Below are 14,894 nucleotides of genomic sequence, written 5' to 3'. Positions count from 1 at the left end.
GTTTTACCTCTTTTAACCAGCCGTCGGGAGGTCGCCGCGATATCATCTGCCCAATTCCGGATGGTCGGCTTCGGTCCGCCACCGCCGCGAAACATCAGGAGGCGGCTTTATGAGCAAGGGAAAAGTGCTGGTGATGGGCTCGAACGCTACGCGTATCAAAATTCAGGGAGGAGGCACCGGGCCGACGGGACAATATCTAAATGAAACGGTGGTGCCCATGCTGGCGCTTGTCGGGGCAGGCTATGACGTTCTGCTTGCCACTCCTTCGGGCGCCAAGCCTTACATTGACCCGGCGTCGGACGCAGTCCAGCATTTCGGCGGCGACGAGGCGGCGTATCAGCGCGGCAAAGATTTCTTCGCCAACGATCCCTCGACGAATACGGGCCGCACTCTGGGATCTGTGATCGAGGAGGGGCTGGATAAATATGCCGGCGTATTCGCGCCAGGCGGCCAAGGGCCCGTCGTCGATCTGATGCAGGATCCTGACGCGGGAGAGATCCTTCGGCATTTCCACGCGGCCGGAAAGCCCACCGCCCTGCTCTGCCACGGCCCGATCGTCTCGATTTCCGCAATGCCTCGGGCGAGCGAATTTCGCACGGCGCTGATCCAGGGTGACCGGGTCAAGGCGGCAGAACTTGCAAAGGGGTGGCAATATGCCGGCTACAGGATGACGGTCTATTCGGCAAGCGAGGAAAAACCCATCGAGGAGACTATCCTGCACGGCAAGCTTTATTTCAATATGCCCGAAACCTTGGACTTGGCTGGCGCGAAGACGACAGTTGGTCCAGATTTCGAGCCTCATGTGGTCGTCGATCGGGAACTCATCACAGGCCAAAATCCTCGCTCTGACCATCCGATAGCGGCAAAGCTCATCGAAGCACTCGATCGCGCCAATGCGGCGCGTTGAACGAGAGCGCGGCAGAACGCCTCGCCTTCGACATCGTCAATTTCAAACGGAGCGGGTTTTATGATGCGCATCGCTTTAGTCCTTCTCTTGTCCTTGATCGCTCCTGCAGCCGCGTTGGCGCAGACGGGCGAAAAGCCCGTATCGATTGTTCTTGTGCATGGGGCGTTCGTCGACGGCTCCGGCTGGAAGGCGGTGTTCGACATACTCACTGATGAAGGATACGAGGTGCTCGTCGTCCAGAACCCGACGATCAGCCTCAATGGCGACGTGGCGGCCACGCAGCAGGTTATTGCAGCTGCAAGACACCCGGTAATCCTCGTCGGCCACTCCTATGGCGGAATGGTCATCACGGAGGCGGGTGACAATCCGAAAGTACGAGATCTGGTCTATATCGCAGCTTTTGCGCCCGACGCCGGAGAGTCTGTAGCATCGCTTGCCGAAGAGCCGGTACCGCCGGGAGAATCGGGCGCGCCGCTACTGCCGCCCCACAAGGGCTACCTGCTCGTGGATCCTTCAAAATTCCCGGGTGCTTTCGCCGCTGATGTCGATGCTTCGATTACACGTTTCATGGCCATCGCCCAGGTACCGTGGGGGCTGGAAGCGGTGCAGACAAAAATCACCAAGGTCGCGTGGAAGGCCAAGCCATCGCATTTCATGGTTACCACCAAAGACCTGATGATCCCGCCGACCTTCCAGCGGGCGTTCGCGAAGCGGGCCAGCGCCACAACCATGGAGATCAACAGCAGCCATGCCGTGATGCTCTCCCATCCGCAGGAGGTCGCAGCCTTCATAGAAACTGCGGGCAGCGCGAAATAGCCGACTGAGAGATCCGGATCATGGCTCACATCAAGATTATGGCGACTTTGCTGGCAAGGCCGGGCAAGGCGGGAGAGCTTGAGGCATTGCTCTTCAGCATGGCGCCCCACTGTAGGGCGGAGCCGGGAAATCTGCGATGGGACATCTGGCGGGACCAGACGAAAGCCGACCGCTATGCGCTGGACGAGCTTTATGTCGACAATGCAGCGGTGGCAGCCCACCGCGAGACACCGCATTTCAAGAACTATCTGTCGAAAATCCACGACCTGGCCGACCGCAATGCCTTTGTCCTCGAGCCCGCGCTGGTCGCGAACAAGAATGGCTGACGTGGTTTAAGAAGCACCATTGGACCGGGTTGTGTACTATCGCCTGAGAGTCTCGAGCAGGTGACGTGCCTTCGCTACATTCGCACAGGGCGGTACGTTATCGAATTCGGCGCAGATGGGCGACAGCAGATCAGCTGCTGCCACGTGCCGGTCGGTTTCCGCCCACAGTTCCGCCAGAGCCGTCGAGGCCCGCAGCCGGAAGAAAAGCGCACCGCTTTCTCTTGCAGTCTCCGTCGCCAGCAGCAGCGTTTCCGACGCGCCCGACAAGTCGCCATCCCGCCACTGCAGCAGCCCGCGCACCCGCTGCAGTTCCGGCTGGGACCAGTATTCGCCTTGGCGGTCGGCACGGTCGAAGGCAGCGCTCAGGCTGTCACGGGCGAGCGCGATACGTTTATGACGCAATGCGGCTTCCGCGAGCATGGCGAGATAGACAGGCACCCGGACGAGGAAATTGTTGGCAACGAGTTGCCCTATCGCCAGTTGCATCGCGTCGACACCCTCGCCTTCGCCGTCCATGCTCCTCACGGCGCCCTCGTAAAAATGACAGACGGGTCGCCAGATGGCGATATCGCGCAAGGCAAGATTGCGCGCCAGCAACGCAACATGTCGGCGCGCAGTTTCGGTCTCGCCGGACCAGAGCGCCAGAGGCAGGGCCGCCTGTGCAAGGGCGTTGGAATGTGAAACCAAGTGATCGAGCGCGAGGCTGTGGTCGAGTGCATCTTGCAGCGCCGTCGTCGCCTCGCTTCGATCGCCGGACACCCAGGCCGCCACCGCCAAAGCCACCCGGATCGATACGTACCGGTCCATCTGGAATCGGGCGACGCCCGATCGCTTCGCGGTGATCGCATGCTCGCGCACGAGTCTCCTCAGGTCATCGCAGGCAAACCGGACATCGCCGCAGTAAAAGGCGGCCATCAGCCTCACCCGCTCTCCCTCCGCTATGACCGCCCTTTCATTTTCCTGATCGGCGAGCTGAGCGAACTGCCTGAGCGTCATAATTGCCTGCCTGTGCCGTCCGGTGAAGCTTTGCAGTATGCCAAGTCCCCACAAGGTACGTAGCTGGTAATCAACGTTGCCGATCTCGCGCGCCAATTGGCTGGCCTCTATCCACGCCGCGTCGGCTTCGGGACCGAAATGGTCGGAGAAATTGAGGCCCGAGGCGTAGGACGCGATCAGTTTCATTTTGACAGCGGGTTCGCATCGCGACAGGGCTTCGACTGATTGCAGTGCCCGTTCTACGCGCCGGCGACTTTCAGCGACGGTCGACAACTCGTCCCAAAGCGGAATTGCAGCGCTGGTAAGACGCACGCCGACCTCGGGATCGGCGCCATCGCCCAAAGTCCAATCGATCGCGTTGAGCAAGTCGTTAACGCGCGGTTCGTAAGTGGCGGTCCATTGGTTCCTCGGCTGCCATTGCCACTCCATCTCGGCTTGCTCGAACACTCGTAGAAGATGGCGCGCAAGGTTGGATTGAGCGTCGACGGCTTCTCCACTCCTGTTTAGCCGCTCGGCCGCAAAGCTGCGAGTACTGTCGAGGAGGCGATAGCGTAGCGCGCCGGCATCGTACGCGACCGACAGGAGCGATTTCGCGGCGAGGCTTTCAGTGCACGCCGCTATCTCATCGATGCTTCCGCCCATGCGGCCGGCGACGCCGATCACATCGGATAGAAAGAAGCTTGCGGAAAAAACCGAAAGCAACCGCAGGAGCCGAGCCTCATCCGTGGAGAGGAGTTGGTAGCTCCAATCCAGGGTCGCAAGAAGGGTCTGGTGGCGCGGTAGAGTTTCGCGAGATCCCGCGTTGAGCGGCTCAAAGCTGCGTTCGAGAAGACCGAGCAAGGTTGCCAGATCCATAGTCGCCAGCCTCGACGCGGCGAGTTCGATCGCAAGCGCGATGCCGTCGAGACGTCGGCAAATGGTCGCCACCTTAGGCGCATCCATGTCATCTAACACGTAGCCACACGCCTCGTGTGCCGTCCTGACAAAGAGCTCGACGGCAGCAAAAGCCAGGGCCTCCTTTCGGTTGGTGCCACCGTTCTCGTCCGGATATGGGAGCGGAGACAAGCGATAGACATTCTCGGACCGCGAGCGGAGCGGTTCCCGGCTCGTCGCAATGATGTGGATGCCGGGAACCGCCAGCCTCAGATGCTCCGCGATGGCGGAGGCCGTGCTAAGAACATGCTCGCAATTGTCGAGCACGAGCAGCATTTCGCAATCCCGCAATGTTTCGACGATGCCGGCAAGCACATTGGTCCATTTGCCGCTGACGCCCAGCGAAGCCGCAATCGTCGCGGCTACAAGCTGTGGGTCACCGATGGTGGCAAGATCTACGAAGCAAACACCATCGCCATAGCGTTTCAGAAGGTGGCTCGCTGTGGCCAATGCGACGGTCGTCTTGCCGACGCCGGCCGGGCCGACAACAGTCACTAATTTTTCCGTCGCAAGCTTGGCTTCGAGCGCGGTGATTACTTGATCGCGACCAATGATCGGCGCAATGTTCGGCAGTTCTCTCGCTACCGCCTTGCCAGGTTCGAAAGCAGTCGGCGAGTGATCTCCTCCATAGACACGCAGCGGCGCGACAAAGCGATAGCCGCGGCCGCTTACCGTGGCGACGCACGACAGTCCTGACGCTTCTTGCCGAAGAGCACGGCGCAAGGCGGCGATGTTGACCTTCAGATTGCTTTCATGCACGAAGGTGTCGGGCCAGACGAAGCTCATCAGCCGATCCTTGCCGACGACTTCCCCCGCGTGGATAAGGAGCAGGTGAAGCAGATCGAGAGCCCGGGCTCCCACCCGCAGCGGTTTGTCGCCAAGCATCAACAGTTGTCGGTCTGGAATGAACCGATAGTCCCCGAAGCAATATGTCTTACCGTCTAGTTTGCCGGATCGTTCCATGCACCCCCGAATGGCTCCGTAATGAACACGCTGTTCCGAGTAGCGACTCCCGCATCTGCCAGAACGCACTCCAGGCTCGGCTAGGTGAGCTATGGCGTACCAGCCAATTTAACCTCTTTATCCGCTCGCGTATAGCATCGTGCGGACGCGGCGCCATTGGCCTTTGGATTGGTGTTGCGGACGAATGTATTCGGCCGGGCGACGGGGATGAGTTCGTTTTTGCTGAACGAGATGCCACGGCCTCTGAAGCAAAGGCATGCAGGAGGGGGTCCCGCGCGGGATACCAATCGAAGCGTCGTAGTGAAGCAGCAATGCGCGACCGGAGCGCTGGTCCTCCCTGCTGTTAAACTACCCAGAGAAAGCCCAGTTTGCAAACCTGCCCTACCAGAATTACCTTTTTTTACCCCCAATTTGGCTCGTTCGGTTGTAATGTGCTTCACACGCACCGTTGCTTTGCATACGGGACAATCGCGATGACCGTTCGGCTGCTACTCGGACCGTGGTTGCCTGGACGATAACAACTTGAGAGGCTTGCAACGAGCATGCCGCAAGAACTTGATTCAGTCGCCAAAACGGTAGCCTAAGCCGAGGAAAAACGATGCCTTGTTCTCGCACCACCCTCACCCTCTCTGATGCGAAGCGGATGCTGCAGGCGGGTGAAGCCAGAGCAGCAAGCTTCGGCGTTGCGTACAACATTGCCGTCGTCGATGAGGGTGGCGCGCTCGTGGCGTTTGCGCGTCAGGACGGCGCCCTCATCGGAAGCATTGATCTTGCCATCGGCAAGGCAGTGACGGCCCGTTTATTCGATAAGACCACCGCTTATCTGAGCGAACTGGCGCAGCCCGGTGCGCCGCTGTTTGGCATCGAGCAAAGCAATGGCGGGCGGGTCATCATCTTCGGCGGCGGAGTTCCGGTGCGCATCGACGGTGAAATCATTGGTGCGGTGGGCGCGAGCGCCGGAACGGTCGAACAAGATATTTCGGTCGCTGAGGCGGCAATCGCGGCTCTCAATTCAAGCAACGCCTGAACGAGACATCGGGGATGAAAGCGCCGCGCATCGCTATTCCACTGTCGCGTTAGATAGCCATCGTCAATAGGCGTTCGGCACACTGCTCATGCCGTGCGTTTAGGTTTCTGACGCAACACCAAGCCCGACCCTGTCGCTGTCATTGCCTCGACTGCAAACAGCGTTCGTTACGAACAGCAGCCTTGAAAAGTATAAACCCGCAGTCGAAATTTTACCAAGCGCAGCCTTTCCTGCTCATCATGGCGTTCGCAGAACACCTCGCCGGCCAAGATCTAAACGAAGAATCGGGCCCCACGTTGGCCGTTGTCGATGTCCAACCACCGGTTAAAAGAGGTAAATTCTGGCCAACTGTCCTTGCAGCTTCGGAAGTCTCGAGTACGGTTGCACGCAATAGCTAGGTCCTGGAGAATTGGGGAAGGCTTGCCATGTTTGATATCACGGTAAATGGCGTTAAGCATCAAGTAGACGTGGTTCCCGAGATGCCTTTGCTCTGGGTTTTGCGCGATGAGCTTGGCATAACAAGTCCTAAGTATGGTTGCGGAATAGCACAATGCGGCGCGTGTACGGTGCAAGTCGATGGAGCAGCCGTGCGCTCTTGTCAGGCACGTATGGCTGATATTGCGGGCAAGGCGATAATCACGATTGAAGCCGTGGGCAATGGCAAGCTGCACCCCGTGCAGGAAGCCTGGATCGAACATCAGGTACCGCAGTGCGGCTACTGTCAGACCGGCCAAATTATGCAGGCGATCTCGCTGCTGAAATCAAATCCCAAACCCACTGATGAGGACATCAACGAGGTCATGTCGGGAAATCTCTGCCGATGTGGAACGTATGAACGTATTCGTGCCGCGATCCACACAGCCGCTGAGAAGATTGGAGGGAATTGAGATGGGCGAGAAACCGGGTCTCTCGCGCCGTGCCTTCGTTTTCGGCTCCGTCGCGATCGCCGGAGGTGTGGCGTTCGGGCAGTATGGTCAGGCGCAACCGGCACTTTCTTCCGCTGTCGCGCCGAATCCGTTGACGGCGGACCTCGGTCCGAATTCGGTTACGTTCAATCCTTGGGTCGAAATCAGTCCAGAAAAAATCACCCTGATTGCCCAGCATGCCGACAAGGGCCAGGGCGTCGGTTCTATCCAGGCGCTCATGATCGCCGAGGAGTTGGACCTCGAGCCGGGCCAATTTGAAATTCACTTTGCCGGACCCAGTCCCGTCTATTTCAATACCGGCTTTGCCCACGAACTTGCGCCGTTCATGGCGGCAGACCAAAGCCCCGAAGCCGAAAAGGCTCGCGCGGCAGCGCTGGAATGGCTCAGGAAGGCCGGCCTGCAGATGACCGGCGGCTCCAGTGCGATTCCCGATACCTTCGAAAAGCTGCGCATGGCCGGCGCGATCGCCCGGGAAACGCTCAAGGCGGCTGCAGCCAAGCGGAGCGGACTCGCGGCCGCTGACTTGCGTACAGAGGCCGGAAGCGTGATCCTGCCCGACGGGACGAAAATTCCGTACGTCGCCCTTTCGGCCGATGCGGCGAAGATTACGCCGGTTGCGGTCGCCAAGCTCCGCGAACCATCACAATGGCGATTTATTGGCAAGCCGATGGAGCGACTCGATATCCGATCGAAAGTCACCGGCGAAATGAAGTTCGGTATCGACAGGACGATGGACGGCATGGTTTACGCCGCCGTCAAGCTGAACCCCAACAAGGGGCAGCCGATCAAGTCATACGACGCCAGCAAAGCTCAGTCGATGCCGGGCGTCCAGACCATCCTCAAGATATCGAATGGTATCGCCGTGATTGCGACAAACAGCTGGTACGCGATGCAAGCGGCCGAGGTGGTGGACTGTGTATGGGAGCCGAGCATATATCCGGCCGAGCAGGCTGACCACTGGAACGTCGTGGCCTCTTCCTTTGCTCCACAATTCCTCGGTAAGGAGTGGCGCAACGACGGCAAGATCGACGCTGGATTGAAAGATGGGACGCTGGTCGAGGCGGAATATCGCGCACCCTATGTGGGGCATCAACCGTTGGAGCCGCTCAACGGCATCGGCATCGTTACCGGCAAGGGAATGGAAATCTGGGTCGGACATCAAACGCCACAATCCGTGCAGTACATCGCTGCCACAGCGATCGGTATGAAGCCAGAACAAGTGACCTTTCATAACGAGTGGATGGGTGGGAGCTTCGGGCATCGCCTCGAATTCGAGAATATCAGAGCGCTTGCCGAGATCGCGAACCAGATGCGCGGGATACCGGTAAAGCTCATCTTCTCGCGGAAGGAAGACTTCCTGCAGGACATTCCCCGACAGATTGCGATGGGCAGGTGTAGGGGAAGTGTCAAGGATGGAAAGATAGTCGCGGCCGATTTGCAGGTCGCCGCAACAGCGCCATTCAAAGAGCTCTTGGCAAGGATGGGCGCGCCCACGAAGGACCCCGATGGCCAACTGGCGGTTGGCATCTGGAACGTGTACTACAACATTCCTAATTACCGGGCGACAAGCTTCGAAGTACAAGGACTGTCACCTTCGACGACCTGGCGGTCCGTAGGGGCTTCCGCCAACGGATTCTTCACCGAAAGTTTCATCGACGAGTTGATTTACGCCGCGGGGCTGGACCCGCTCGGGGCGCGCATCGAGATGTGCAAGATTCCGATCTACCGGAAGCTCTTGGAAACCGTTGGTGAGATGGCGGACTGGAAGGGCCCCCTTGGAAGCGGAAAAGGCCGCGGTGTGGCGTTTGTCGAGTCGTTTGGTACGGCTGTCGCTGAGATCGTCGAAGTAACTATGACAGGCGCAGGCATCAAGATCGACCAGGTCTGGGTGGCCGCTGATGTCGGTAAGATTATTGATCCTGTCAACTTCGAGAATCTCGTCCAGGGCGGTGTCGTCTGGGGCCTTGGCCACGCCATGAATTGCGAACTCACCTATGCCAAGGGGGCTGTCCAACAGACCAACTATAACCGCCACGAGGCCATGCGCATGTATCAGTGCCCGGTGATCGAAGTGCGTGGCCTGGAAAACGATTATACCGTCAGGGGCATTGGTGAGCCGCCAGTACCACCTGCAGCGCCCGCACTCGCCAACGCCATATTCGCTGCGACCGGCAAGCGTATCCGCGAGATGCCGTTCAACAAGTTCATCGATTTCGTGTGAGGGCCCGCCATGAGGATAACTCTGATCGCGCTCACGTTTGCCAGTTCATCAATCTTCGCCCTGATGGGAATGGTTTTGGCTAAAGACGGGGCGAAAGATACGCTGCCGCCTGGCAGCGTCAGCAGCGCCGAGGGACTGCAGGCCTGGAAGAGAATTGAAGCGGTGGTGACGCACCCGCGTTGTGCCAATTGTCACGTCGATGCGAAGGCTATTCCGATCTGGACACCGGCTGGCGAAAGCAAGCCCCGAGTGCACGGCATGAATATCCATGGAGGAGAAAGCCGCATCGGGGCAGAGACAATCCCATGTTCGACGTGTCACGTCACTTCGACCACGCCGAACGACCCCGCACCGGCGCCTTTGCATGCAGGCATCGACTGGCAGCTTGCGCCGGTGGAATTCATCTGGTTTGGCAAGAGTGGCGCCGAGATCTGTGCTCAACTGAAGGATCCCGAACGCAATGGCGGCCGCGACGCTGCCGGTCTCCTCGAGCATTTGAGGCACGACGCATCGCTTAGCGGATTTATTCCGAGAGCGTGGGCGCCGGGCGCTGGCCGCACGACCCCGCCGGGAACCTTCGAGGATCATGTCAAAGACATGGCTCTTTGGGGAGCCGCCGGCCAGCCCTGTCCGGACTAAGGAGGAGACTATGGTGTGGTTCTGTCAATCAGCGGATGATAGACTGGTCTTAGGTGTATCGGAGGCCTCGTCGACACTGCGATGTTTCCCTGAGTGTCCGGCGCGCAGACCGTATAGGGGTCGTATTGCGATAGCGCGCCGCCTCCTCGCACCCCCATTGCGGTGGTCATCTCACCATCGAAATACGCAGCTATGATCAAGAAACATACTGGCCGATGCGCATGCGGCGTGGTGAGATTCGGGTTCGATATCGATGCTGACTTTGTCGCAGTCTGTCATTGCCGCGACTGCAAAAGGGCATCGGGCGGCGAGGCGATGACACTTCTCGGCCTAGCTGAAGATGATTTCACGCTCCTAAGCGGGCAACCCAAGGCTTTCCACTACACTGCTTCGTCGGGAAAGGGGTTGGACCGGAATTTCTGTCCCGCTTGCGGCACGCGGCTGTTCACCAGCAACGCGGAAAGCTATTTGGGCATGGTCGTCGTCTCGATCGGCAGCCTGGATAATCCTGAAGGCGTAAGACTCTGTGCTGGAGAAGCACCGCTCGCCTGGGCCATTCCGCTCGATGTGCCGCAATTCGAGACCATGCCCGGATGAACGCTCGTGGTTGGCCCACACCTGGACTTCATGCACTTGTCGCGGACTTGACTTTCCGCCCGGATAAAATAGCGCCCTGGGCGGACAACTGGACATTTGGGCGGGTCACTTCGTGCCGGTCGGCACGATCCTCCCGGTCCGTTATGAAAGGAGGCAGGGATGCTGGAGAAAGCCTATCGTGGTCAATGCGCTGCCGTGAAGGTGCATTGCACGAACGAGGCGGAGCGGCGAAAGCGGGGCCTCACGTTGTTCGCCCTGGCACTCGGAAGCTTCTGCATCGGGACGTCTGAGTTTGCGAGCATGGGGATTCTCCAGCTGTTCTCCGCCAGCCTTGGAATCGACATCCCCACGGCAACGAATGCGATCGCTGCCTACGCCTTCGGTGTGGTGATCGGAGCTCCTCTCGTGACACTGGCGGCGGCTCGGCTCAACCGGAGAACCCTTCTCCTGTGCCTAATGGGCCTGTTCATCCTGGGCAACGTCCTGTCGGCGGTCGCCACCGATCTCGGCACGTTCGCCTTCGCCCGCTTCATCAGCGGCATGCCGCAAGGAGCCTATTTCGGTGCCGGCGCCGTGGTTGCGTCGTACATCGTTGGCCCCGGTCACGCCGGCAAGGCCTTTGCACTGGTCATGTCCGGTCTGACGATCGCGACGATCATTGGCTCGCCGCTGGCGACCTTCCTCGGCCAGAGTCTTGGCTGGCGAAACACCTATTTCAGCGTCGCCGCGGTAGCCGGTCTGGCGTTCATTGCCTTGTGGACCTGGGTGCCTCGAACCCAAGCGCTTCAGGGCGGACCCGTGACGCAGGAACTGGCATCTCTGCGCCGGCCGGCGGTCTGGGCCATGATGCTTGTCGCGGCACTCGGCGTGGCCAGCATTTTCGCTGTCTATACCTTTATCGGTCCCTTCGTTACCGACCTTGCAACGCTCGATCAAACATGGATACCGGTAGCGCTGGCACTATTCGGCCTCGGAATGACCGCGGGTAATTTGATAGGCGGACGGCTGGCGGATTCATATCCCGCGCGAGGATTGGTCGTGGGCTATGGCAGCGCCCTGATCGTGCTTTCGGTGCTGGCGGCCGGTGGCGGAAACGTGTGGATACTGATGCCAGCGCTGTTCGGCGTCGGCGTCACCATGATGGTCGCCATCCCCACGATCCAGGTGCGCCTGACGCGCGTTGCTCCGGAGGCCCCTACGTTGATGGGCGCCCTGAACCTTGCAGCGCTCAATATCGCCAACGCGATCGGTGCCTGGGCGGGCAGCCTGACTATCGCAGCCGGATATGGGCTACTCTCCGCCGTATGGGCGGGCTTTGGACTGACCCTTCTGGGTCTTCTCGTCTTTGCGCTCACCTTGCCGAAGGCACCTCAGCCGGCGCCTGCTTGACCCGCCATGGGTTGCATGGAAATGTCCGCGGCAGAAAGCGGCAAGCCTTAGGCTTTGGTGGTGCGCAGGATAGACTGACAAACTGATCGGGATACCGTCGCTCACGAGCACGAGCATAGGTCGATATGGAGTTCACACAATGGCGATCACCGATGCTCGGCGGGAGCAAGCATATCCAACACTTTCGACTTTCCAAATCGGGATGGCTCGACGCTTCGCGAGCGGCGAGCCGAGGCGTTTCGGCCCAGGCGACATCCTCTATGAGATCGGAACCCGCAACGTGCCTGCCTGGCTTATTCTAGAGGGCTCCGCCGATGCAATTCAGCGCGGCGGGGCTGGCAGGTCGTCCGTGATCGCCACCTACGGTGCCGGCCAGTTCACCGGCGAGACCAATCAGTTGTCTGGTCATGCAACCTTGGCGTCGGTGGTCGCGGGCGAGAAGGGCGTAACTGCAATACCCTTTGATGCCCCACATCTTCGCGCGCTTGTCATCGGGTCGGCGGATGTTGGTGAAGCGATCATGCGCGCCTATATCCTCCGTCGCGTCTCGCTGATCGAAGAAGGGCGGGTCGGCGGTGCAGGGTCGATTCTGGTTGGACGCCGGGATGCTCCCGACATCGTGAGGTTGTCTGGATTTCTCACCCGCAACGGCTATCCCCACTCCCTCGTCGCCGCATGCGAGGCCGAGGGGCGCGAGCTGGTCGAACGGCTCGGCATCGCACCTGACGATCTGCCATTGATGATCTGCCCAAACGGCACATTGCTCAGAAATCCGAGCGACGCGGATGCTGCGTCCTGTCTGGGCGTCGTGCCGGATCTCGATCCGAAGAATGTCTATGACGTGGCAGTCGTCGGAGCGGGACCGGCTGGGCTGGCCACCGCTGTCTATGGGGCATCTGAGGGACTGTCTGTCTTGGTTCTCGATTCGCGGGCTTTCGGCGGCCAGGCGGGCGCATCCGCCCGGATCGAAAATTATCTCGGCTTCCCAACTGGTATCTCCGGACAGGCTCTTGCAGGGCGTGCCTTCAATCAGGCGACGAAGTTCGGTGCCGAGCTTGCGATCCCACTGACCGTCGGAAAGCTGTGCTGTCATGGACCTGAGTCGGAAGCTCCTTTCTCTCTGGAGCTCAGCAATGAGTGTACCGCACGGGCGCGTTCCATCGTGATCGCGTCAGGAGCGCGCTACCGACGGCCTGATATCACCAATATCGAAGAGCTGGAGGGAGCTGGCGTCTCCTACTGGGCATCGCCGATCGAGGCCCGCCTCTGCGCCGGAGAGGAAGTCACTCTCGTCGGCGGCGGAAACTCAGCCGGCCAGGCCGTTGCTTACCTCGCACCACAGGTCAGGCACCTGCATCTCGTGGTCCGGCGACCACTCGAGCAGACTATGTCCCAGTATCTGATCGACCGGCTCGCGGTATTGGCCAATGTAGAACTCCATGTGGGCAGCGAGATTGTGGGCTTGCATGGCGACCGAGAGACAGGTTTGACCGGCGCCACCTTCCGTGACGTCCGAACCGGCGAGACCGAGGAGTGTGCCTCGCGCCATCTCTTCCTGTTCATTGGCGCCGATCCTAATACCAGCTGGCTTGACGGCTGTGTGGCGATCGACGGAAAGGGCTTCGTTCTCACGGGAGATGGTATAGGCCAAGGCGAGCGACTGCCGCTCGAAACGAGTTGTCCCGGGATCTTTGCCATTGGAGACGCACGCGCCGGCTCCACTAAGCGGGTCGCGGCCGCCGTCGGTGAGGGCGCGGCGGTCATCGCGCAGATCCATTCTTTTTTGGTGCGAAATGTGGGACCCGCGTCGATCGTGGCTCCCGCGCCTACCCCTGTCTAGGCAAGTGAGCAATGCACCAAAGAGCCCATTGAAGGCGACGCTGTCGAAGAAGGCAGAGGCTTCACGATCTGTTCTCCTGCAATTGCAAATGACACGTAAAAGTGTTGCGTCAGGCAGTGCCATCGCGGACCCCCTTGCCCTCAGCATGGAAGAATATGATGACCGTGTCACCATTAGCGTAAATATTGCGGATGGTGGGAACAAGCCGGTCCGAGATGCGCGTATTGAACGGGCGAATGACCGTCTCGATGAAGTCTGCCTTGCTCACGTAGAGCGCCGGCCGCCTGATCGTCATAGAGACTTCCGGTTCCGTTCTTTCAGGCATCGAAGCCTGGTTGAACTGTGGCCACAGAAATCGCGAATACATGGAAAGTGGATCGTCTGTTTAAGCATTGTATTGCTCCTTGTTTGTTAGATATTCGCTCAGCTGCCTGCCGGGAAATCAGTAGAGATCGCTAGATCCCGCCATGCGGCAAGCTCTCCGGCAACCGCGGTATTTTTCTTTTCGATTGCTGCCACCGTATCCGAGCCAAATGGCATGCGAAGCGGTGGATTGTCGGAATGGGCGACAGTGATCATGGCTTTTGCCAGACGGACCGGATCGCCAGGTTGCGCGTGATTGAATTGTGCAGCTGCGGATCGCATCTCGCCGGCGGGGGTATCGTCATAATCGGCAATGGCGCTGTGGCTGATGGAAAGCGAGCTTTCGTCGAGAAAGTCGGTGCGGAAGAAGCCGGGTTCGACGACAGTGACCTTAACCCCGAGTGGTGCGAGCTCGTCCGACAAAGCCTCGGAAAGGCCTTCCACCGCAAACTTCGTCGAGCAATAAACGCCCCATCCGGGATGGCTGACATAGCCGCCGATGGACGAAATGTTGATGATGTGGCCGGAACGCTGTCTGCGCATGTGGGGAAGCACAGCGCGGGTGACCTTAAGCAAGCCAAAGACGTTTGTGGCATAGAGCTTTTCAATCTCAGATGCTGTTGCCTCTTCAACAGCTCCGAGCAGGCCGAAACCGGCGTTGTTCAGGAGAATGTTAATCTTGCCGAAGCGCTTGATCGCCTGCTCGGCTGCCGCGTTGGCCTGTTCCTCATTGGTGACGTCCAGTGCGACTGGAAGCAGGTTCGGATGATCGCCAAACCGAGCAGTGACTGTTGCAGGCGTGCGGGCGGTTGCAACAACGGCATCGCCGGCTTTCAGAGCTTCCTCGGTGATCAGTGCGCCAAAGCCGCGTGATGCTCCCGTAATGAACCAGATGCGCATGATGTTTTTCCTTTCCTGTTGAATGCACCCAAGTTCTACCGCATGTAAGAA

Annotated in this window: 13 protein-coding genes; 10 read left to right on the top strand and 3 right to left on the bottom strand. The window is 59.5% G+C overall.

Features of this window, described 5'->3' with window-relative positions:
- The first annotated feature begins 109 nt into the window (after positions 1 to 109).
- The 3 genes from FHS21_RS12510 (at position 110) to FHS21_RS12500 (ending at position 2,049) form a co-directional block, all read left to right on the top strand.
- Positions 110 to 907, top strand: coding sequence for a DJ-1/PfpI family protein (locus tag FHS21_RS12510; RefSeq protein WP_183662031.1), 798 nt, complete (start codon positions 110 to 112; stop codon positions 905 to 907).
- Between the two features lie 63 nt (positions 908 to 970).
- Entirely contained in the window at positions 971 to 1,723 is a 753-nt protein-coding gene (locus FHS21_RS12505) for an alpha/beta fold hydrolase (RefSeq protein ID WP_112532128.1), read from the top strand.
- A 20-nt stretch (positions 1,724 to 1,743) separates the two neighbouring features.
- On the top strand, positions 1,744 to 2,049 hold the full coding sequence (locus FHS21_RS12500; RefSeq protein WP_112532085.1) for a putative quinol monooxygenase: 306 nt from the start codon (positions 1,744 to 1,746) through the stop codon (positions 2,047 to 2,049).
- 36 nt (positions 2,050 to 2,085) lie between these two features.
- On the opposite strand, the gene FHS21_RS12495 is transcribed toward FHS21_RS12500, so the two are convergent.
- Complete coding sequence (locus tag FHS21_RS12495; protein ID WP_183662029.1) at positions 2,086 to 4,863, bottom strand: ATP-binding protein; 2,778 nt, start codon at positions 4,861 to 4,863, stop codon at positions 2,086 to 2,088.
- A 676-nt stretch (positions 4,864 to 5,539) separates the two neighbouring features.
- On the opposite strand from FHS21_RS12495, the gene FHS21_RS12490 reads away from it, so the two are divergent.
- From FHS21_RS12490 to FHS21_RS12460, 7 genes are all read left to right on the top strand, one after another.
- Entirely contained in the window at positions 5,540 to 5,968 is a 429-nt protein-coding gene (locus tag FHS21_RS12490) for a GlcG/HbpS family heme-binding protein (RefSeq protein WP_112532087.1), read from the top strand.
- Between the two features lie 425 nt (positions 5,969 to 6,393).
- Positions 6,394 to 6,855 carry a (2Fe-2S)-binding protein gene (locus FHS21_RS12485; RefSeq protein WP_112532089.1) on the top strand — a complete coding sequence of 154 codons (462 nt, stop codon included), beginning with the start codon at positions 6,394 to 6,396 and terminating at the stop codon, positions 6,853 to 6,855.
- 1 nt (position 6,856) lies between these two features.
- The gene (locus tag FHS21_RS12480) at positions 6,857 to 9,115 is read left to right on the top strand and encodes a xanthine dehydrogenase family protein molybdopterin-binding subunit (protein ID WP_183662027.1); all 2,259 of its coding nucleotides are present in this window, start codon (positions 6,857 to 6,859) and stop codon (positions 9,113 to 9,115) included.
- Positions 9,116 to 9,124: 9 nt separating this feature from the next.
- Complete coding sequence (locus FHS21_RS12475) at positions 9,125 to 9,754, top strand: hypothetical protein (RefSeq protein ID WP_112532091.1); 630 nt, start codon at positions 9,125 to 9,127, stop codon at positions 9,752 to 9,754.
- A 192-nt stretch (positions 9,755 to 9,946) separates the two neighbouring features.
- Positions 9,947 to 10,351, top strand: a complete 405-nt coding sequence (locus tag FHS21_RS12470) for a GFA family protein (RefSeq protein ID WP_183662024.1) — start codon at positions 9,947 to 9,949, stop codon at positions 10,349 to 10,351.
- Between the two features lie 159 nt (positions 10,352 to 10,510).
- A complete protein-coding gene (locus FHS21_RS12465) occupies positions 10,511 to 11,740 on the top strand; it encodes an MFS transporter (RefSeq protein WP_112532093.1) in 1,230 nt (409 codons plus the stop codon).
- Positions 11,741 to 11,879: 139 nt separating this feature from the next.
- Positions 11,880 to 13,580: an FAD-dependent oxidoreductase gene (locus FHS21_RS12460; protein WP_112532094.1), complete on the top strand. Its 1,701-nt coding sequence runs from the start codon at positions 11,880 to 11,882 to the stop codon at positions 13,578 to 13,580.
- 109 nt (positions 13,581 to 13,689) lie between these two features.
- Here the strand turns inward: FHS21_RS12460 and FHS21_RS12455 are convergent, their stop codons facing one another.
- Both FHS21_RS12455 and FHS21_RS12450 read right to left on the bottom strand, forming a co-directional pair.
- Positions 13,690 to 13,875 (bottom strand): nuclear transport factor 2-like protein, encoded by a 186-nt coding sequence (locus FHS21_RS12455; RefSeq protein ID WP_183662022.1) that lies wholly within the window; start codon positions 13,873 to 13,875, stop codon positions 13,690 to 13,692.
- Positions 13,876 to 14,003: 128 nt separating this feature from the next.
- Positions 14,004 to 14,843 (bottom strand): oxidoreductase, encoded by an 840-nt coding sequence (locus FHS21_RS12450; RefSeq protein ID WP_112532096.1) that lies wholly within the window; start codon positions 14,841 to 14,843, stop codon positions 14,004 to 14,006.
- Between the last annotated feature and the right edge of the window lie 51 nt (positions 14,844 to 14,894).

The sequence above is a fragment of the Phyllobacterium trifolii genome (assembly GCF_014192095.1).
GTDB classification, from domain to species: Bacteria; Pseudomonadota; Alphaproteobacteria; order Rhizobiales; family Rhizobiaceae; genus Phyllobacterium; species Phyllobacterium trifolii.
The sequence above is the reverse complement of the archived record's forward strand: the minus strand, read 5'-3'. Positions and strand labels throughout refer to the sequence as shown.

Bases quoted from the DNA above. Each gene is read 5' to 3' on its own strand.
- FHS21_RS12510 (WP_183662031.1), top strand. From the start codon at position 110: ATGAGCAAGGGAAAAGTGCTGGTGATGGGCTCGAACGCTACGCGTATC.
- FHS21_RS12505 (WP_112532128.1), top strand. From the start codon at position 971: ATGCGCATCGCTTTAGTCCTTCTCTTGTCCTTGATCGCTCCTGCAGCC.
- FHS21_RS12500 (WP_112532085.1), top strand. From the start codon at position 1,744: ATGGCTCACATCAAGATTATGGCGACTTTGCTGGCAAGGCCGGGCAAG.
- FHS21_RS12495 (WP_183662029.1), bottom strand. From the start codon at position 4,863: ATGCTTGGCGACAAACCGCTGCGGGTGGGAGCCCGGGCTCTCGATCTG.
- FHS21_RS12490 (WP_112532087.1), top strand. From the start codon at position 5,540: ATGCCTTGTTCTCGCACCACCCTCACCCTCTCTGATGCGAAGCGGATG.
- FHS21_RS12485 (WP_112532089.1), top strand. From the start codon at position 6,394: ATGTTTGATATCACGGTAAATGGCGTTAAGCATCAAGTAGACGTGGTT.
- FHS21_RS12480 (WP_183662027.1), top strand. From the start codon at position 6,857: ATGGGCGAGAAACCGGGTCTCTCGCGCCGTGCCTTCGTTTTCGGCTCC.
- FHS21_RS12475 (WP_112532091.1), top strand. From the start codon at position 9,125: ATGAGGATAACTCTGATCGCGCTCACGTTTGCCAGTTCATCAATCTTC.
- FHS21_RS12470 (WP_183662024.1), top strand. From the start codon at position 9,947: ATGATCAAGAAACATACTGGCCGATGCGCATGCGGCGTGGTGAGATTC.
- FHS21_RS12465 (WP_112532093.1), top strand. From the start codon at position 10,511: ATGCTGGAGAAAGCCTATCGTGGTCAATGCGCTGCCGTGAAGGTGCAT.
- FHS21_RS12460 (WP_112532094.1), top strand. From the start codon at position 11,880: ATGGCGATCACCGATGCTCGGCGGGAGCAAGCATATCCAACACTTTCG.
- FHS21_RS12455 (WP_183662022.1), bottom strand. From the start codon at position 13,875: ATGACGATCAGGCGGCCGGCGCTCTACGTGAGCAAGGCAGACTTCATC.
- FHS21_RS12450 (WP_112532096.1), bottom strand. From the start codon at position 14,843: ATGCGCATCTGGTTCATTACGGGAGCATCACGCGGCTTTGGCGCACTG.